Genomic DNA, 19,167 nt, shown 5'->3' with positions numbered 1-19,167 from the left:
TAAGGAACAGATAATGGATCTGAACAAGTTGTTAAAAGCTATGTTGGTAGCACTTCCAATTATGGCTATTAGTGCGTGTAGCTCAACTTCTGAATCAGAAACTGATGCAATGGGCTCTACAAGCGGTTCTGGTAGCGAACTGAATGGTGGTGGCGTTCAAACTGGCGGTATTGGTGGAATGTTGTCACCTGAAGAGCAACAACGTCAGCAACTCGAGCAGTTGAGAAAAGAACACATCATTTACTTCGACTTCGACCGCAGTGAAGTTCAAACTGAATTTGCTGCTGTACTGGAAGCCCACGGTACTTATTTAGTTGAGCACCCAAGCGTACGCGTATTGATTGAAGGTCATGCCGACGAGCGTGGCACACCAGAATACAACATCGCACTGGGTGAGCGTCGTGCTAAAGCTGTTGCTAAATACTTACAAGGCATGGGTGTACAACCTAGCCAAATGAGCATCGTAAGCTATGGCGAAGAGAAGCCACTTGACTTCACTCGTACCGATGAAGGTTTTGCTAAAAACCGTCGTGCAGTTTTAGTTTACTAAGATTGAATTACGGAGAGTAACGAGATGAAACGTGCCGTCTTAATTACGGCAATGTTCTTCGGCGCAGGAGCTGCAGTTGCAGCTCCTGCTCCTGTTGAAGATATTGCTGGTGGTTCAGGTGATGACAGACTTGCTCGTTTAGAGCGCATTGTAAAATCGAGACAACAAAGCGAAATTGATATGCAGCGCCGTCTGGATACTTTGCAGCAAGAAGTTCTCGACTTACGTGGTTTGACCGAACAACAGAATTATCAAATAGAGCAGATGCAACAACGTCAGCGTCAGCTTTACGATGAAATTGCCAATTTATCCTCCAAAGCCGCTGCCGCGCCAGCTGCTTCTACCCCAGCAACGCCCGCGGCTGCCGCAGCAAGTGCCAATGCCGCCGCCAGTAGCTTAAGTGAAACGGCCAGCTACGAAAGTGCGGTGAACTTAGTGCTGAAAGAGCGCAAGTATGACGATGCTATCCCAGCGTTTCGTGCCTTCATTAAACAGTATCCAGATTCCGTCTATGCTGCCAACGCCAACTATTGGTTAGGCCAGCTGCTGTTTAATAAGAGTGAATTTGCTGAAGCCAAACAAGCTTTCAATACCGTCGTGACCCGTTTTAGTGATTCCAATAAACGTGGTGATAGTCTAGTGAAGCTTGGCATGATCGCAGAGAAAACAGGTGATAAAGCCGGTGCGACTCAATACTACCAACAAGTGGTAAAAGACTACGCCAACAGCGCTGCAGCACGCATTGCCCAACAACAATTGGCTGCAATTAAAGCATAATTAACTAAAAAACATACTCTTAGTCTGTTTTTCATGCAAACGACAAAAAATTGGGAATTTACGCTTGCATGGGAAAATGAAAAAGGTATTATAGGCGCCCTCGGAACGGCGAGGTCGTTCGAGGCGCAAAATACCAGTAAATGGGTCGTTAGCTCAGTCGGTAGAGCAGTTGGCTTTTAACCAATTGGTCGAAGGTTCGAATCCTTCACGACCCACCACTTACTCTAGTAAATAGAATAAGTTAGCGGTATTTGAAGTGTTGTAAATAAGATGGGTCGTTAGCTCAGTCGGTAGAGCAGTTGGCTTTTAACCAATTGGTCGAAGGTTCGAATCCTTCACGACCCACCACTTTTCTGAGAGTGTAAAATTCAGAATCCTTAGTTGGGTCGTTAGCTCAGTCGGTAGAGCAGTTGGCTTTTAACCAATTGGTCGAAGGTTCGAATCCTTCACGACCCACCACTTTACTGAAAGTGAATAAATCAGTGCAAAAATAGATGGGTCGTTAGCTCAGTCGGTAGAGCAGTTGGCTTTTAACCAATTGGTCGAAGGTTCGAATCCTTCACGACCCACCACTTTTCTGGAAGTGTAAAATTCAGAGTTCAATAGATGGGTCGTTAGCTCAGTCGCTTATTTTATAAAGCTAGGGCAGTTGGCTTTTAACCAATCAGTCGAATGGTTTCAATCCTTCACGATTCGCCACTTTACTGAAAGTGTATAAATCAGTGCAAACCATATGGGTCGTTAGCTCAGTCGGTAGAGCAGTTGGCTTTTAACCAATTGGTCGAAGGTTCGAATCCTTCACGACCCACCACTTTTCTGAAAGTGTAAAACTCAGAGTCCTTAGATGGGTCGTTAGCTCAGTCGGTAGAGCAGTTGGCTTTTAACCAATTGGTCGAAGGTTCGAATCCTTCACGACCCACCACTTTTCTGAAAGTGTAAAACTCAGAGTCCTTAGATGGGTCGTTAGCTCAGTCGCTTATTTTATAAAGCTAGGGCAGTTGGCTTTTAACCAATCAGTCGAATGGTTTAAATCCTTCACGACCCACCACTTTTCTGAAAGTGTAAAATTCAGAGTCCTTAGATGGGTCGTTAGCTCAGTCGGTAGAGCAGTTGGCTTTTAACCAATTGGTCGAAGGTTCGAATCCTTCACGACCCACCACTCTTTATACCTCCCCCAGTAAAAAATTTCGTTCGCTTTACATCACTCAAGCTCCTTATTTTGTTTCACGGCATTTTCTACTTTTGTCTCATAGACTTATTGCCAATGTTGCTCGCTTGTTAAATTGTCCATATTGGCTGCGGACAAATAATAACAACTGGGGAAACATAAAATGAAACAAGCAAAACTTAGCTTGCTTTACTCTGCAACCTTATTGGCATTTATGGGCTCTGCCAATGCGGCTTCTTTAAAAAATACTGACGTTGAATTTGGTGGCTATATCAAGGCTGACGTAATGTTCAGCGATTATGGCAATGGGGCACCAGATTCGGGGGATTTATCCCGTCAGTTTTATGTACCGGGTACCATTTACGGTAAAGAAGGCAATGGTAACCAAGTGGTGGATTTCCAAGCCCGTGAGACGCGATTCAATTTCAAAGCGACAACGGATCTTGATGGCCATAGCTTATCGGGCTTTATTGAGCTGGATTTTATGACCCACACAGATGGTAATGAGCGGGTGTCTAACAGCTATTCACCACGTATCCGCCATGCCTATGTGTCCTATGATAATTGGACCGTAGGTCAAACCTGGACCACATTCCAAAACCCTGCTGCCTTGCCTGAAAACCTCGACTTTGTGGGTGCTGCAGATGGTACGCCCTTTGTGCGCCAATCGTTACTGCGTTATACCCATGGTAATTTCCAATTTGCGATAGAAAACCCTGAAACAACGGTAACACCGAATCAAGGTGGCGCACGGATCACCAGTGGTAATGGTGTCGTGCCTGATGTGGTGGCGAGATACAATCTCAAGACGGACGGTGGCGCCTCATTCTCGTTTGCAGGTATTGCTCGGCAACTCAATTTAGAGACCAAAATCGGTGCGACTCAAATCGACAGTTCGAGCTTCGGCTACGGCGCCAGTGTGGCGGGGATTATTCCCATTGGGAAAGATGATCTGCGCTTTACCGCAACCTATGGTGACGGTTTAGGGCGTTATATGGCGCTTAACTATATTAATGCCGGCGTGTTAGATGCGAGCGGCGATATTGAATCCATTCGTACCTTCGGCGGCTTTGTGTCTTACCGTCATTGGTGGAACGAACAGTGGCGCACCAGTGTGACATTCTCTGGCATGCAAGCGGATAATGATGTGGCCTTAACGGGCACAGGGGTGAATAAGGATGCTTATTCTGGCTATATCAACCTGTTGTATTCCCCTAGCAAACCATTGACCTTTGGGGTGGAATATATGTACGCCCAGAATAGTAAAGAGAATGGTGATGATGGTGATTTAAGCCGGATCATCTTCTCGGCGAAGTATGTGCTCTAAGGTTTTATTTAGATAAATAAAAAGGAGATCTCAGGTCTCCTTTTTATTTTGTATTAGAATTAACCTAACAGATTGTTATCGCGAACATATTGTTCGAAATCGGTGCAACCACCTACGTGTTTTTCATCAACGAAGATCTGTGGCACAGTTTCGACTGGCTTGCCGACAGTCTTCTCTAGATCCGCTTTAGAAATCCCTTCGGCGTGGATATCCACGTATCTAAATTTAAAGTCATCACGTTTTTCAACGAGTTGCTCTGACAGTTGTACTGCTCGCACGCAATAAGGACAGCCAGGACGGCCAAAAATAACAACGTACATAATAGCTCCTTAGGATTACTTTAAGCGTTTTATACCATAGCGCTAACCGAATTGATAATGTCAGATGTGTTTATTTTCAGTTTGATAGCGCCCTTGGTAATCGAAATAGCTTTCGAGCAGATCCCAGCCTTTTTTATGCTTTTTCAGCAGTAACAGATCTGGCATCCGAAAAGCGGCGCTATCGGCAATCAGCTCAGACACTTTTTTGTATTGCTTAGGTTTTAGGCCCGGCGTGCGACTATGGGGGAAAATAAATAGCGCATACAAGGCACGCCATTGGGCGGGCGTTTGCAGTTTAAAGCGTCGATTAAACTCGTTTCCTTCAATGTCCAGATATTGCACCTTAAGATCGCCAGCATCATCCATTAACGTCATATGCTGGCAGCGGAACAGATGATGGTGTTGCTTATTCAATACTTGCTTAAGGCGTTTATCGGGGTCGATTAAGGTCGACTGGCAATGCTGGCAAATACGCGCGGCTATGTCGTTCTCTTGTCCGCAATCTGGACAGGATTTAGATCTAAATCGAAAGTCACATTGCTGCTTTTGTCCATGATGCTCGACTATGCCCTGACAGCGACGGCCAAAGTGTTCGATAATATCGCCATCATTGTCGGTTAATCCCCAAAAGATATTGGCAAACTGGCAGACAGGGCAGTGCACTTGTACCGGAACCGACTTGCTATTGGGCTTAGCTTGGCCGACTTCAGGAAAATACAAATCATAGCCATTGGCAGCGTAATCAATCACTAAACAATCTTTTTTACCTTCACAGATCCTAAGACCGCGGCCAATCATTTGCTGAAACAAACTCACCGATGCGGTGGGGCGTAAAATCGCAATCAAATCGACATGGGGCGCATCGAATCCGGTGGTCAATACCGCCACGTTGACAAGGAACTTAAGCTCCCTCGCTTTAAAGCGCTCGATAAGTTCATCACGTTCGTTATCTGGCGTTTGCGCCGTGACGATTGCCGTTTGCTCGCCGTGCTCCTTGTTAAGCTGGCTGACAATTTCCTCAGCATGGCGCACTGTTGCCGCAAAAATAATGATCCCTTGGCGATGGTGACTCAGTTCAATCAGTTGCTTCACAATCGCCGTTGTTGCTCGCCCTGCGTGATTCAGCAGCGCATTGACTTGGGTTTCGGGATATTCGCCATTGTCATTGGGCTTGATTTGGCTGAAGTCATATTGGGCGCTTAAACCATCAAATAAAGTGGGCGCGGTTAAATAGCCTTGTTTAATCAGCGGACGGATGGGGAGCTCGAAAATACACTGCTCGAAGATCCCAAGTTCAGGCGAGCCGACTTTGCCGTGGTAGTGGCGTTTGTAAATCCAACCTGTCCCGAGCCGATAGGGAGTGGCCGTCAGGCCTAATAATTTGAGCTTGGGGTTACGCTCTTGTAAATGACTTAAGAGTTGCTGATATTGGCTGGTTTTTTCGAGGCTGACTCTGTGGCACTCATCGATAATCACTAACGAGAAGAGCTCATCGAATTGAGTTAAGGCGCGCGCGGCGGATTGGATACTGGCCACGACGGTTTTGCCGTCAGTCGATTTTTGATTTAACCCAGCGGAGTAAATGCTGGCCTCAGTCGTCAGTAATCCGACCTTTTGCGCGTTTTGGGCAACCAGTTCCTTCACATGGGTTAAAACCAGCACTCGTCCTCTGGCGATGCGGGCCAGCTCGGCAATAACGATACTTTTTCCGGCACCCGTTGGCAGGACTAACACGGCGGAATCGGTGCTTTTTTTAAAATGCGCGATGGCGGCATCGACGGCTTGTTGCTGATAATCCCTGAGGGTAACGCTCGGGCTGGAATTAACTGACACGCTGCTAGATATTCTTGGTCGACTGAGTTTGGCGCCAAGCTTAACACAGAACCAAAAAAATGCCCCTTGGTTGGAGGGGCAACTAAGAGAAAGGGGCAATCAGGCACTTTCTCAACAGGGTTTGCTTCATTTAAAAGAACCAGTACTCGACGGAGTCAGGTTCAAACGTACAGGAGCTAAAGCAGCGCTTAACCGTGATAAATCACGATTAAGCGCTGGATAACGATTACTCGTTACGATTCAAGCGAGTTTCAATCAAGGTCTCAATCACGGCTGGATCGGCCAGTGTTGATGCGTCACCTAAGTTGGTCACTTCGTTAGCGGCAATCTTACGCAGGAAACGGCGCATGATTTTGCCAGAACGGGTCTTAGGTAACCCCGTTGCCCACTGGATAAGATCCGGTGTGGCTAGGGCACCAATTTCCTTACGAACCCATTGGCGCAGCTCTTGGCGAAGTTCTTCACTCTCTTCTGTGCCGCGGGTTAGCGTCACGTAGGCATAAATACCTTGGCCTTTGATATCATGGGGATAGCCCACAACTGCGGCCTCAGCGACCAGTTCATGTGATACCAGTGCACTTTCTACCTCTGCGGTACCTAATCTGTGACCAGAGACGTTAATCACATCGTCCACACGGCCAGTGATCCAGTAGTAACCATCTTCATCGCGTCGTGCGCCGTCACCGGTAAAGTACATGCCACGGAAGGTTTTGAAGTAGGTCAGTACGAAGCGTTCATGATCGCCATACACGGTACGCATTTGGCCTGGCCAAGAGTCGAGCAGTACTAGGTTACCTTCGGTTGCGCCTTCTAAAATGTTACCCATGTTGTCTACGAGCGCCGGTTGTACTCCAAAGAAAGGGCGAGTCGCCGAGCCGGGTTTGGTATCGGTTGCGCCTGGCAGTGGGGTGATCAAAATACCGCCAGTTTCGGTTTGCCACCAAGTATCGACAATTGGGCAATGCTCATGACCGATGACCTCGTGGTACCAGCGCCAAGCTTCTGGGTTGATGGGTTCGCCTACCGAGCCCATGATGCGCAGTGAGCTGCCATCGTACTTATCAAAATGTTGTTTACCTTCGGCCATTAGTGCACGAATAAGCGTTGGTGCAGTATAGAGAATATTGACTTTATGGCGGTCAATCATCTCGCCTAAACGCGCAGGGCTTGGGTGATTGGGGATACCTTCGTGGATGAGCACGGTCGCACCGTTGGCAAGCGGGCCATATACCATGTAGGAGTGACCAGTGATCCAACCCACGTCGGCGGTACACCAGTAAATCTCACCGGGTTTGTAATCGAACACATACTCGTGGGTCATCGAGGCATACACCATATAACCGCCGGTAGTGTGCAATACGCCCTTGGGATTACCAGTTGAACCTGAGGTATAGAGTAAGAAGAGCGGATCTTCGGCGCCCATTTCTTCAACGGCGCAGTGCTCGGATGCGGTTTCAACCAGAGAGTGCCACCACACATCGCGGCCTTCTATCCAATCAACCTTGCCGCCAGTACGTTTAAGTACGATTACCTTCTCAACGCTAGTCACATCGGGATGTTTTAGCGCATCGTCTATGTTGCGTTTGAGCGGAATAGCGCGGCCGCCACGCATACCTTCATCGGCGGTGATCACGACCTTAGATTTACCATCGATGACCCGTGAAGCGATAGAATCGGGTGAGAAGCCACCAAAGACAACTGAGTGCACGGCACCAATGCGGGCACAGGCCAGCATTGCCACAGCCGCTTCTGGTACCATTGGCATATAAATGGTCACAATATCGCCACGACGTACGCCTTGGCTGCGTAGGGCGTTGGCAAACTTACACACTTGAGTGTGTAGCTCACCGTAGGTGATTTTACGTTGTTCGCTGGCGTTATCACCTTCCCAGATGATGGCGACGCGGTCACTGTGTTCTGCTAGATGGCGATCTAAGCAGTTAGCCGAGGCGTTTAGGGTGCCGTCATAGAACCAGTTAATCGATAAGTTATGATCGTCAAAAGAGGTTTTTTTGATTTTAGTGTATGGCTTTATCCAATCGATACGTTTGCCGTGCTCTCTCCAGAAACCCTCTGGATTGACAATCGACTCTTGGTACATTTTTTTATATTGATCGTTATTTACAAGTGCATTGGCAGCGATATTGCCGGAGACTTTGTAGAGAGACTGCGAGCTCATAGGGCTTCCCTTTCTAAAAATTGCGTAGTCTGAGTATGGTATGCAAGGGGCAGGCAACTCCATTAGACCTTGGTCTAGTTTTAAAATCTCCTTTATATTTAGGCTGTTGCATTAGAAAAACTGGCTAGATTTCAGCCATTATTTATCGCACAATAATGGAAAAAAGAGCAAAAATATGAATCTCACCTTAGTCGTCGCCGTTATTGCTATTTGTTATGTCTCACTTTTATTCCTTTTAGCCTGGGGAGCGGAGCGTTGGTTTAGCGGCGTGACCAAGAAGCTGCAAGTGGGCATTTATGGCTTAAGTCTGGCGGTTTATTGCTCTTCCTGGAGCTTTTTAGGTACGGTCGGGCAGTCGGCTAAGGACTTTTGGTCTTTCATCCCGATTTTTATCGGCCCGATCCTTATCTTCACCTTAGGGTTTGGCATGTTGCGCAAGATGGTGCTCGTGTCCAAGGCGCAAAATATTACCTCGGTTGCCGACTTTATCGCCGCCCGTTACGGTAAGTCACAAACCTTGGCGGCTATTGTTACTCTCATCGCGCTATTTGGCATCATGCCCTACATAGCCTTGCAGCTTAAGGCGATGGTGTTTAGCCTTAATTTGTTTCAGCCCGCAGACGATCCTTTAAACGGCATTACTATCCCGCTACTTATCACCGCGCTGCTGGCGATTTTTGCCATTCTATTTGGGACGCGTAAGCTCGATGCCACCGAACATAACCCCGGTATGATGCTGGCGATTGCCTTTGAATCGTTAGTCAAACTGGCGGCGTTTTTGTTGGTGGGGATTGTGATTAGCTTTGGCGTGTTCGATGGTTTTAGTGATATCTGGCAGCAGGCGAGCGAAAAAGCATTAATTAATTACCCTAATCCTCGAATCGAAGCCTTAATGCCTGAGCTACTCGTCGGCATGGCGGCGTTTTTATGTATGCCGCGGCAATTCCACGTGATGGTGGTGGAGTGTGCCGATGAGTCGGTGTTGTCCAAGGGGCGCTGGTTATTTCCGCTGTATTTGGCCTTATTTGGCTTATTCGTTGGGCCACTGGCTTTAGCGGGTAAAGTGATCCTCGGTGATAGCGTTGCCGCCGATACTTATGTGATCAATTTACCGCTTGCCTTAGATCATCCACTGCTTGCCGTCATTGCGCTGTTAGGCACTTTATCTGCGGCAACCGGCATGGTGATTGTGGCGGTAGTGACGATAAGCGTGATGGTGAGTAACGAGTGGTTGGTGCCAGTGATGCTGCGCACGGGCAATATCCGTGAGAAAAATTTCAGCCAGTTTTCGCAGATGCTATTAAATGCGCGCCGCCTTGCCATCGTTATCATCCTTGGTTTGGGTTATGGCAGTTATCTGGCGCTCGCCGACAGTGACTCGCTATCGCACCTTGGGATGTTATCCTTCGGGGCGTTTGCCCAGCTTGCTCCCGCGCTGGTGGGCGGGCTCTATTGGAAGCACGGTAATCGCGCCGGGGTGTTTTTAGGCTTGAGTGTGGGTTTTGGCCTGTGGTTTTACATCATGCTAAGCGGCATGAATGACGGCCAAAATGTGGCGACCTTATTGTCGAGTAATATCGATCTGTTAGATGCCATTACCCCCAATGTGCGCGATGCCCTCACAGCCTTGTTTGCCAATATTGCCTGCTATATTTTAGGCTCGATTTGGTTTAGGGCGGGGGTTGCTGAGCGTATTCAAGCCAGTGCCTTTGTCAGCCCGGGTAAACTTAAAAATAATGCTAATAAGAAAAATGGTCCCATCTCTCAGCAGGATTTGCTGATCTTAGCCAGCCGTTTTGTTAGCCCAACCCGCGCCTATGAAAGCTTTAGCCGATTCTCCACCGAGGCGGTCAAGAGTGACAGCTGGCACAAGGCTGCGACACCTGAGCTTATCGCCCACACCGAACGTTTACTCGCCGGGGTACTCGGTGCCTCCAGTGCCTCCTTGGTAATGGACTCGGTGTTACAAGGGCGCGACTTGGCCTTAGACGAAGTCTTTAGCCTAGTGGATGAAGCCTCATCCAAAATTATGCTTAGCCAAGATATGCTGCGAGGAGCTATCGAGCATGCCTATGAAGGGATGAGCGTTATCGACAGCGATCTGAACCTAGTGGCATGGAACTACAAATATGTCGAGTTATATCAATATCCTGAGGGATTTTTACAGCAAGGCATGCCCATCGGTGAAGTGATCCGCTTTAACGCGGCGCGGGGATATTGCGGCGAGGGGGATATTGAGTCGCAGGTCGAAAAACGCGTGCAGCATATGCGCAATGGCACGCCGCACACCTCAGAGCGGCAACGTAAAGACGGCAAAGTGATTAAAATTCAAGGCAATCCTATGCCCGATGGCGGCTTTGTGATGACTTTTACCGATATTACTCAATACCGTGAGCAGGAGCGGGCTTTGCTTGAAGCCAATGAAACTCTCGAATCGCGAGTCAAAGAGCGAACCTATGAATTAGCCATGTTAAACAGTGAGTTGCTTGAGGCTAAGGCGCTGGAAGAAATGGCGAACGCTTCTAAGAGTCGCTTCTTAGCGGCGGTAGGGCACGACTTAATGCAACCCCTGAATGCGGCGAGACTGTTTACCGCGTCCTTGTCCCAGTATCCAAATCTGGACCGTGAGGCGCGCACCACCTTATCCCATGTGAATAGCTCGCTCAAAACCGCTGGCGAGCTACTTACTGACTTGCTGGATATTTCTAAGCTCGATTCCGGCATGGTAGAGGTCAATCGCCGTGATTTTGCCATATCCGAGCTGCTCAATGGCCTGTCGGTCGAATTTGAGGCGATGGCGGCGGACAATCAAATTCGCTTTAAGATGATCCCCTGTAGCGCGACGGTAAATTCCGATCCTTCGCTTCTCAGACGCGTGCTGCAAAACTTCTTAACCAATGCTTACCGTTATGCGCGAGGTGGACGGGTTCTGTTTGGCTGTCGTCATCGAGGCAGTGAGTTAGAGATCCAAGTATTGGATACGGGCTGCGGCATTGATGAGCACGAAACCCGTGAAATTTTCAAAGAGTTTAAACGCTTAAATAATCCACGTAGTAAGAGCGTCAGCGGCCTCGGCTTAGGGCTGGCGATTGCCGACCGGATCAGCCGGGTGCTGAATCACGGTATTCAGGTGTCTTCGCAGCTGGGGCGCGGCTCAGTGTTTTCCATTAGCGTACCTTTGGGGGAAACCGTGCGTCAGCCACTTGTGAAGGCTTTACCGTCCCTATTGCAACCCTTGTCTGGGATTAAAGTGCTGTGTATCGACAATGAAGAGGCGATTTTGGCGGGGCTTGAGAGTCTACTCAGTCGCTGGCAGTGCGAGGTGATATGCGCCAAGGACTTATCCGATGCGCGGATTAAATTAGGTCTTAAAGGGGTGGCGCCAGATATCGTTTTAGCGGATTTCCACTTGGACGATGGTCAAAACGGTGTCGATGCGATGGACGGGATCCGCGCGCTTTATGGCAAAGATTTACCGGGGATTTTAATTACGGCCAATACCCGCAAAGAGATAGTGGAAGATGTGCAGCGCCGGGGTTATCACTATATGGCGAAGATGATTAAACCCGCGGCACTGCGGGCATTGATCTCAAGCCTAGTAAAGAAGACTCAGTGATCAATGCCATTGATACATTTAACCATGGCTGATGGTGATGCTTTCATTCGCAAGCGCCTCGGTTTGAGCGGCCTGTGGCGGCGTAATCGTCGCTGCCACTTGCTTCATCGCCCGAGTCAGTTGTGTCAGTTGCGCTGGGGTTATCACATAGGGCGGCATAATATAAATTAGGTTGGCAAAGGGGCGAACCCATACGCCTAAGTCGACAAATTGCTGCTGCAGCGCCGCGGTATTGACCGCTTGGTGCATTTCGAGCACGCCGACGGCGCCGAGCACGCGCACCTCTTTCACGCTGGGAATATCATTGGCATCGGCAAGCTCGCGCTGCATTTGCTGTTCGATGGCGGCAACCTGCGCTGGCCACTCCTGTTGATTGATCAGATCTAAGCTTGCGCAGGCGGCAGCGCAGGCGAGGGGATTGCCCATAAATGTTGGGCCGTGCATAAAGACGCCTGCGGGCGATTGGCTAATGCCTTGGGCGACGTTATCTGTGCACAAGGTGGCGGCAAGGCTGATATAACCCCCCGTTAACGCTTTGCCTAGGCAGAGTATGTCGGGCGTGATATCGGCATGTTCATAGGCAAATAACTTACCGGTTCGGCCAAAACCCGTAGCGATTTCATCGAGGATAAGCAGCACATTATATTCATCACACAGGGCACGCAGGCCGCGTAAATAGTCGCTGCTGTAGAATCGCATTCCCCCTGCACCCTGCATAATCGGCTCGATAATCACGGCGGCAATCTCTTGATGTTGCTCGCGTAAAATACGTTGCATTGGCGCTAAATCATCTTGGCTTAATGGCTCGCCGAAGGGCGTTTGCGGCGCGTCGACAAAACACTGTTTCGTTACAGCCTCGCCAAACATGGTATGCATACCCCCTTCGGGATCGCAGACACTCATGGCGGCAAAGGTATCGCCATGGTATCCCTTCTTCACCGTGAGAATGCGTTGTTTTTGGGCCTTTTGCACTAAAGGCAAATCTTGCCCCTGCCAATATTGCAGCGCCATTTTGATGGCAACTTCAACGGCAATCGAGCCTGAGTCGCACAGAAAGACTTTAGTGAGGGGCTCGCAGGTCATCGCCAGCAGTTTTTTGCAGAGTGTAATGGCGGGCTCATGGGTAATGCCGCCAAACATGACATGGCTGAGTTGCTGCAGTTGCCGCTCCATCGCCGTTAATATCGCCGGGTGTCCGTAGCCATGCACGCAGGCCCACCAGGAGCTAGTGCCATCGATAAGCTTACGGCCATCGACCAATTCCAGCTCGCAGCCTTGGGCACTGTGTACCCCAAAAACAGGAAGTGCGCGGGTCATTGAAGTATAAGGATGCCAAATATGGGCGCTATCAAAATCAAAATCCAAATCGAGTAAATTGCGCATAAAAGCTCACAGTGTTGATTGAAAAGTAATCAGTGGTAAACCTGTATCACTGGTTGGCGTTGACAGTTTAAGGGCTGAGGTTATCCTAGCCAAGGTAAAATACAAAAATTAAAGGGTGTTCAATGTCGCAGTTGCAAGTTCGTCATGATTGGAAGCGGGAAGAAATCGAAGCCTTATTTGCGCTGCCGATGAATGACTTATTATTTAAAGCACACAGTATCCATCGTGAAGTGTACGATCCTAACGAAGTGCAGATCAGCCGATTACTGTCGATTAAAACCGGTGCTTGTCCTGAGGATTGTAAATATTGTCCGCAGAGTGCGCGTTACGACACTGGCCTTGAAAAAGAGCGCCTATTGGCGATGGAAACCGTATTGACGGAAGCGCGCAGTGCTAAAGCCGCGGGCGCTTCACGTTTCTGTATGGGCGCCGCTTGGCGTAACCCGAAAGATAAAGACATGCCATACCTCAAGCAAATGGTGCAAGAGGTTAAAGCCCTCGGCATGGAAACCTGCATGACCTTAGGCATGCTTAGTGCCGAGCAAGCCAATGAGCTGGCCGATGCGGGCCTTGACTATTACAACCACAATTTAGATACCTCGCCTGAATATTACGGCGATGTGATCACCACCCGTACCTATCAAAACCGTTTAGATACCTTAAGCCACGTGCGTGCATCGGGCATGAAAGTTTGCTCTGGCGGTATTGTTGGCATGGGCGAAAAGGCCACAGACAGAGCGGGTTTATTGCAACAACTGGCGAATTTGCCTCAGCATCCCGATTCTGTGCCCATTAACATGTTGGTCAAAGTGGCGGGCACCCCCTTCGAAAAACTCGATGATTTAGATCCGCTGGAGTTTGTCCGTACCATCGCCGTGGCGCGTATTTTAATGCCTAAGTCCCGTGTGCGTTTATCTGCGGGCCGTGAAAACATGACTGACGAACTGCAGGCCATGTGTTTCTTTGCGGGCGCTAACTCGATTTTCTACGGCTGTAAGTTACTGACTACGCCAAACCCTGAAGAAAGTGATGATATGGGCCTGTTCCGCCGTCTTGGCTTACGTCCTGAGCAGGGTGCTGCTGCAACTATCGATGATGAGCAGGCGGTCTTAGCCAAAGCTGCGGCTCACCAAGATAAAGCCTCGGCACCTTTTTATGATGCGGCGGCGCTGTAACCAAGACTTATCGCCTCAGTAAAACTCGCATCTTTGGACTTGTGCTTCGTTAAGGCGAAGCGCAGGCTCCAAAGATAGTGCGGGCGGCGAGACTCAGCGAGAATTTAGCCGTCTCTATGTCTGATACTGAGCGAAAACGAGTCAAGACACCGAGTGAGCCAGCAAAGTAAAATGCAGAGCAAGAAAAGTTGAGCAAGACAAGTTGAGTAAGAAAAAATGAGTTCACCACTCACCTCAAAACTGGGTTCAAAAATCCTCGCCCGTCAGCAGGCGTTAGCCGAGCAAGGTTTACTTAGGCAGCGTCAGGCACTGTCGAGCGCGGCCGCACTCAGTGAGGATGGCCCTCAGTTTGGCTTAGCGGATCGGCACTATCTTAACTTCAGCAGTAATGATTACTTAGGGCTATCCCGTGCTCCCGAATTGGCCGAGGCGCTGCACCTTGGCGCTAAGCAATATGGGGTTGGTAGCGGCGCATCACCACTGGTGACGGGCTACAGCGAGGCGCATTTGGCGCTAGAAACAAAGCTGTGCCAGATGACGGGATTTGAGGCGGCGCTACTCTTTAGCTCAGGGTTTAGCGCCAATACCACCTTGTGTAAAACCTTGTTCGATAAGCAGGATGTGGTGCTGGCGGATAAGCTGGTCCATGCATCGATTATCGATGGCTTGCGCGACAGCGGCGCGGATTTTAAGCGTTTTTTGCATAACGCCACCGAAAGTGCCGAGCGCCTATTAGCGAAGAACGCAGTGTCAGCCTTGATCACTGAGAGTGTGTTCAGCATGGATGGCGATATCGCGCCGATTTCGGCGTTATCCGCACTTTGCCGAGCAAACAATGCTTGGTTGATTGTCGATGATGCCCATGGTTTTGGCGTGGTGGATGCTGTGAGTGCTCAAGTTGAGTCGACTCCAGCTTCCAACCTTATCGATATCCAGGTAGTGACTTTTGGTAAAGCGTTAGGCTGTCAGGGCGCGGCGATCCTCGGGAGTCGGCAGTTGATTGAATTTCTGGTCAGCAATGCGCGGGAATATATCTATTCCACCGCCTTGTCGCCCGCCAATGCGGCCCTTGCCTTGGCCGCTGTTGAATACGCTGAGGTCCATCCTGAGCTTAAGCAAAAATTGCAGAGCAATATCTTGTTGTTCAAGCAGTTGTGCCAAGATGCTGATATTCCACTCCTAGGTAGCGACACCGCGATTCAACCTTTGATTATTGGTGATGCGGCGCAAACCTTGCTGGTGGCGGAAAAGCTAAAGGCATTAGGTATTTGGGTCGGCGCCATTCGTCCACCCACAGTGCCCGTTGGCTCGGCAAGATTACGCATTACCTTAAGCGCAGCCCATAGCGAGGCGGCAATACGGCGCTGCGTCAATGGGATTGCCACTGTGCTGAAGGAATGCGCACTGCCGAGGGTATCTGAGCGGCCTGAACGGTAAGCTAGTGTTTGATTCAGAATATCTGGTGAATTGCAGGGCACTTCAATGCTCGAGAGCTTGAAGATAAGAGCTTGAAGATAAAAGTCTGAAAGTAAGAGCTTGAACGTAAAAGCTTATAAGTAAAAGTTTGATGTTAAAGTGAGAATAATCTGTGATGTCTATGCCGCTTGGCGTGAGTGTTAATTCCCATCAATCTGCCAGTCAGGTCGAGCATATTGCCGATCGGTTTTCTGCTGCTGCCAAGCACTATCAAGAGCATAACTGTTTACAGCGTTTAAGCGGCGCGAGTTTGTTGCAGGGATTTGCTGCCAAGGGCGCAATTCTCGATATTGGCGCGGGGCCGGGGACCGATTTCGCCAACCGAGCAAAGGGCGAGGAGATGAGGGTTTATGCCCTCGATATCGCTCTAGGGATGCTGCAACAACTTAAAGCGACTTTCCCTAGCTACCAATGTGTGTGCGGTAATGCCGAGCAACTCCCCTTTGCCGATGGGAGTATCGATAGTATTTACTCCAATTTAGCTCTGCAGTGGTGCCAGGATTTTTCGGCTGCGACCAGTGAAATGGCTAGAGTCTTAAAATCTGGTGGAGAAGCGCATCTGAGTATCGTGGCCGACGGCAGCTTGGCGCAGTTATCCCATCTTGGTTTGAGGGTGAACGGTTTTTTATCCCTTGAAAGCTTAAAGGCTGCCTTTGATACCTCTGATTGGCAACTGTTTGATGTTCAACTTGTGCCAATGACCGTCTATTTTCAAGATCTTAAAACCTTGCTCTATTCTATTAAGGGCGTGGGCGCATCGGTGCAATCCTCAGTACAGACCATAGCTTCTTCAGATCCCGAAGCCCATTTAGGCAAATTGCGTGGCCGCCGCGATTGGCAGGCTTTACAGCAACGTGCTGAGCAGTTTCGTGAAACACAAGGCTTGCCTTTAACCTATCAGATAGCTCAATTTCGTGTGCGTCGCCAAGGCGGCTCGGTATAAACCTTTAGCAAGGGTTTGGCGACAGATTAATAAGGAAAACGCATGTTTTTTGTAACAGGAACAGATACCGACAGCGGAAAAACCTTAGTGTTGACCGCACTCTTGACCGCTTTCAATCGTGAGGCTGCTCGCACAGGCGCTATGCATTTAAGTCTTGGAGTAAAACCTGTGGCATCGGGTTGTGAAACCACAGAGCAGGGTTTACGTAACAGTGATGCGTTGAAACTGATGTCGGCCTCATCTTTAAAACTTAGTTATGAGCAGGTCAACCCAGTGAGTTTTGAGCCTGCCATCGCACCGCATATTGCCGCAAAACAGCTGGGGATTAACATATCGCCAGAGGCGATTTTGGCAAAACTAGACAGACAAGCCTTTGAGCGGGCTGATTTTTGCTTGATAGAAGGTGCGGGCGGCTGGCGTTTACCCTTAGGGGACGGACGTTATTTATCGGAATTAGTGCAGCAGCTTAATTTGCCGGTGATCTTGGTTGTGGGGATGAAACTTGGCTGCCTAAATCATGCCTTATTAACCCAAGAGGCGATAATGGCCGATGGCTTAACCGTAGCGGGTTGGGTGGCAAATTGTGTCGATCCCAATATGAGTGTGTTCGATGAAAACTTAGTGTCGCTCAAAGAGATGATGACGGCGCCATTTCTTGGCTGTATTCCTCATCTAACACAAGCGGATGCGGAGCATGCCGCCAACTTTATTGATATTCAGCCCTTATTGATGAAATAGTGTCATCCAATGAAAGGCACATGAGATACAAAAACAGAGGCTATATCGCCTCTGTTTTTGTTAGTACAAATTTAATTTAGTGTGACTAAAACTTAACGCGATAGCCAATATTAAAGGCGATATCGGTGCTGTTATCCATATTGAAATAGTTTTCAACAATGGAGAACTCTATTGCACTACTATCTAAGTAATAACGATAGCCGAGTAATATTTCGTTAGAAGCTTTAGAAAAATCATTTTCGGTTTCGAGTAAGCCTTGGTAATGATGCAGTTCAATTAACCAACCATGGCGCCCAGTGATATATTCATAACCGAAATTGACGGAATAAGCATGATTGTCGTAGCGGATCCCCGAAAGAACCTCATTACCCTGCCTAAAACTCACGGCAGCGGTAGAATGAAAATGATGTTTTTCATAACGAAAGCTGTAATTGAGCTGCAAGGCTTGTTCAAAGGTTTCATTTTCGAAGGGGCCAGCGTCGACATAGTTATAATATAGGCTGCCCCCTAAAGATAAGCCGTGATATTGGTTCTCAAACAATTGATAACCGAGATAAAGGGTAATTGCATTATTCAGGGTTTCTCCCGAAATATTACGCTGATTTATTCCGTCCTTTGAGAAAATCTGATTCTGGTGTTTACCTGCATCTTCACGACCATTTTGACTAAACCCAAATGCATCATGGAACCACATAGTCACTGAGTCTAAGTGATTATCTCCGCTAAAACGCCAGTGGTAACTCGTATCTAGCAACCATTTGTCTGTCATTTGCCAGGTGAGTCCACCTTCGAGCGTGTTATGGTAGTAGTCGGCAAAATAGTCGTCGGTTTCCGCCCAAACACTGGCCGCACTGGCCGAGAGATGCAACTCTTTTTGTCCTTCGGGCAAGGAAAAGCCTGAACGCAGCATCGGGGTTAAACTGCCTGCTTGGGTTGGTGATTGAGCATAGGTCCGTAATGGTCCGTAATCACTAAAATCGACAGTGGCGGCAAAGGCATTCGGTGCAAGCAACAAAGGTAGCACTAGAGTAGGTTTAAAGTTTAAAAACGGCATAGCTTAAATATCCCCCCACATTATTCAAGGAATAGAGTAGGTTCGATGGTTGATGAAAATGAACTTTGCGAGCAAAGAGGATGTGCTCGCAACAGAAATCAAAATGTAAACTCTTTGGGTGAAATTAACATTTTAATTTCATTTAAAGCAGTGTGTAGCAAAGTAATACGAGCGCAAGCCAAATAATACGCCCAAGCATGGGCAGTGAATACAGGGCGAGTAAAACACTTATAATTAACAATATCGTCGCAGGCTTACGCAAATGCGCAGCAGTTAATGTGGGTAACTTCATTTCATCTCTGACATATTCATAATGCGAAATATCACTAATACTGAATATGGTGAGCGCAATAGATAGATATCTTATAAAAACGTGTTGTGCGAATATTCAGTTATTTTGAGGCGCTAATATAACGTCATTGGATAGGGGAGTAAATCTTGTGAGTCGCTAAATAGGATTCAAAAATTGGAACTGAAAATCCCTATTTTTGTTAGATAAAAATAATCCTATTTATTCCACAACCTACTGTAATAAACCATCGTAAATATTAAACCACTTAACTATAAGGTTATTAAGCTGAGTATAGCAATATCGATTTTACCCATAAAAAAACGCCGGACTTCCGGC

General features: G+C 48.3%; 13 protein-coding genes and 9 tRNA genes. 17 read left to right on the top strand and 5 right to left on the bottom strand.

All coding sequences use genetic code 11. The annotated features are described in order from the left end of the window. The first annotated feature begins 13 nt into the window (after positions 1–13). From pal to SHEWMR4_RS12420, 12 genes are all read left to right on the top strand, one after another. Positions 14–550, top strand: a complete 537-nt coding sequence (gene pal / locus SHEWMR4_RS12470) for a peptidoglycan-associated lipoprotein Pal (RefSeq protein ID WP_011623127.1) — start codon at positions 14–16, stop codon at positions 548–550. 24 nt (positions 551–574) lie between these two features. After that, positions 575–1,327: a tol-pal system protein YbgF gene (ybgF, locus tag SHEWMR4_RS12465; protein ID WP_011623126.1), complete on the top strand. Its 753-nt coding sequence runs from the start codon at positions 575–577 to the stop codon at positions 1,325–1,327. A 142-nt stretch (positions 1,328–1,469) separates the two neighbouring features. Continuing rightward, positions 1,470–1,545: transfer RNA gene (locus SHEWMR4_RS12460), tRNA-Lys, on the top strand. 54 nt (positions 1,546–1,599) lie between these two features. Then, positions 1,600–1,675: transfer RNA gene (locus SHEWMR4_RS12455), tRNA-Lys, on the top strand. A gap of 35 nt (positions 1,676–1,710) precedes the next feature. Then, positions 1,711–1,786, top strand: a tRNA-Lys gene (locus SHEWMR4_RS12450). 37 nt (positions 1,787–1,823) lie between these two features. Then, positions 1,824–1,899: transfer RNA gene (locus SHEWMR4_RS12445), tRNA-Lys, on the top strand. A 36-nt stretch (positions 1,900–1,935) separates the two neighbouring features. Continuing rightward, positions 1,936–2,026, top strand: a tRNA-Lys gene (locus tag SHEWMR4_RS20950). Positions 2,027–2,062: 36 nt separating this feature from the next. Then, positions 2,063–2,138, top strand: a tRNA-Lys gene (locus SHEWMR4_RS12440). A 35-nt stretch (positions 2,139–2,173) separates the two neighbouring features. Continuing rightward, positions 2,174–2,249, top strand: a tRNA-Lys gene (locus SHEWMR4_RS12435). A gap of 35 nt (positions 2,250–2,284) precedes the next feature. Beyond that, positions 2,285–2,375: transfer RNA gene (locus SHEWMR4_RS12430), tRNA-Lys, on the top strand. A gap of 35 nt (positions 2,376–2,410) precedes the next feature. Beyond that, positions 2,411–2,486: transfer RNA gene (locus SHEWMR4_RS12425), tRNA-Lys, on the top strand. 172 nt (positions 2,487–2,658) lie between these two features. Beyond that, positions 2,659–3,822, top strand: a complete 1,164-nt coding sequence (locus tag SHEWMR4_RS12420) for a DcaP family trimeric outer membrane transporter (RefSeq protein WP_011623125.1) — start codon at positions 2,659–2,661, stop codon at positions 3,820–3,822. 59 nt (positions 3,823–3,881) lie between these two features. Here the strand turns inward: SHEWMR4_RS12420 and SHEWMR4_RS12415 are convergent, their stop codons facing one another. From SHEWMR4_RS12415 to acs, 3 genes are all read right to left on the bottom strand, one after another. Further along, positions 3,882–4,142: a GrxA family glutaredoxin gene (locus SHEWMR4_RS12415; protein ID WP_011072684.1), complete on the bottom strand. Its 261-nt coding sequence runs from the start codon at positions 4,140–4,142 to the stop codon at positions 3,882–3,884. A 60-nt stretch (positions 4,143–4,202) separates the two neighbouring features. After that, entirely contained in the window at positions 4,203–5,975 is a 1,773-nt protein-coding gene (locus tag SHEWMR4_RS12410) for a DEAD/DEAH box helicase (protein ID WP_011623124.1), read from the bottom strand. Positions 5,976–6,201: 226 nt separating this feature from the next. Continuing rightward, positions 6,202–8,154: an acetate--CoA ligase gene (gene acs / locus SHEWMR4_RS12405; protein WP_011623123.1), complete on the bottom strand. Its 1,953-nt coding sequence runs from the start codon at positions 8,152–8,154 to the stop codon at positions 6,202–6,204. A gap of 175 nt (positions 8,155–8,329) precedes the next feature. Between acs and SHEWMR4_RS12400 the strand changes: the two genes are divergently transcribed. After that, on the top strand, positions 8,330–11,770 hold the full coding sequence (locus SHEWMR4_RS12400) for a NahK/ErcS family hybrid sensor histidine kinase/response regulator (protein ID WP_011623122.1): 3,441 nt from the start codon (positions 8,330–8,332) through the stop codon (positions 11,768–11,770). An 18-nt stretch (positions 11,771–11,788) separates the two neighbouring features. Here SHEWMR4_RS12400 and bioA read toward each other — a convergent pair whose 3' ends face one another. Further along, positions 11,789–13,153, bottom strand: coding sequence for an adenosylmethionine--8-amino-7-oxononanoate transaminase (gene bioA, locus SHEWMR4_RS12395; RefSeq protein ID WP_011623121.1), 1,365 nt, complete (start codon positions 13,151–13,153; stop codon positions 11,789–11,791). 122 nt (positions 13,154–13,275) lie between these two features. Between bioA and bioB the strand changes: the two genes are divergently transcribed. The 4 genes from bioB to bioD all read left to right on the top strand — a co-directional run bounded on the left by bioB (position 13,276) and on the right by bioD (position 17,485). Beyond that, positions 13,276–14,328: a biotin synthase BioB gene (gene bioB, locus SHEWMR4_RS12390; protein WP_011623120.1), complete on the top strand. Its 1,053-nt coding sequence runs from the start codon at positions 13,276–13,278 to the stop codon at positions 14,326–14,328. Positions 14,329–14,544: 216 nt separating this feature from the next. Continuing rightward, a complete protein-coding gene (locus SHEWMR4_RS12385; RefSeq protein ID WP_011623119.1) occupies positions 14,545–15,765 on the top strand; it encodes an aminotransferase class I/II-fold pyridoxal phosphate-dependent enzyme in 1,221 nt (406 codons plus the stop codon). 154 nt (positions 15,766–15,919) lie between these two features. Continuing rightward, entirely contained in the window at positions 15,920–16,747 is an 828-nt protein-coding gene (bioC, locus tag SHEWMR4_RS12380) for a malonyl-ACP O-methyltransferase BioC (protein WP_011623118.1), read from the top strand. A gap of 42 nt (positions 16,748–16,789) precedes the next feature. Then, positions 16,790–17,485 (top strand): dethiobiotin synthase, encoded by a 696-nt coding sequence (gene bioD / locus SHEWMR4_RS12375; RefSeq protein WP_011623117.1) that lies wholly within the window; start codon positions 16,790–16,792, stop codon positions 17,483–17,485. 85 nt (positions 17,486–17,570) lie between these two features. Here the strand turns inward: bioD and SHEWMR4_RS12370 are convergent, their stop codons facing one another. After that, positions 17,571–18,539 (bottom strand): DUF3187 family protein, encoded by a 969-nt coding sequence (locus tag SHEWMR4_RS12370; protein WP_011623116.1) that lies wholly within the window; start codon positions 18,537–18,539, stop codon positions 17,571–17,573. Between the last annotated feature and the right edge of the window lie 628 nt (positions 18,540–19,167).

It is taken from the genome of Shewanella sp. MR-4 (assembly GCF_000014685.1).
Classification (GTDB): Bacteria; Pseudomonadota; Gammaproteobacteria; order Enterobacterales; family Shewanellaceae; genus Shewanella.
Note: the sequence above shows the minus strand (reverse complement) of the source record. Positions and strands in the feature narration are given on the sequence as shown.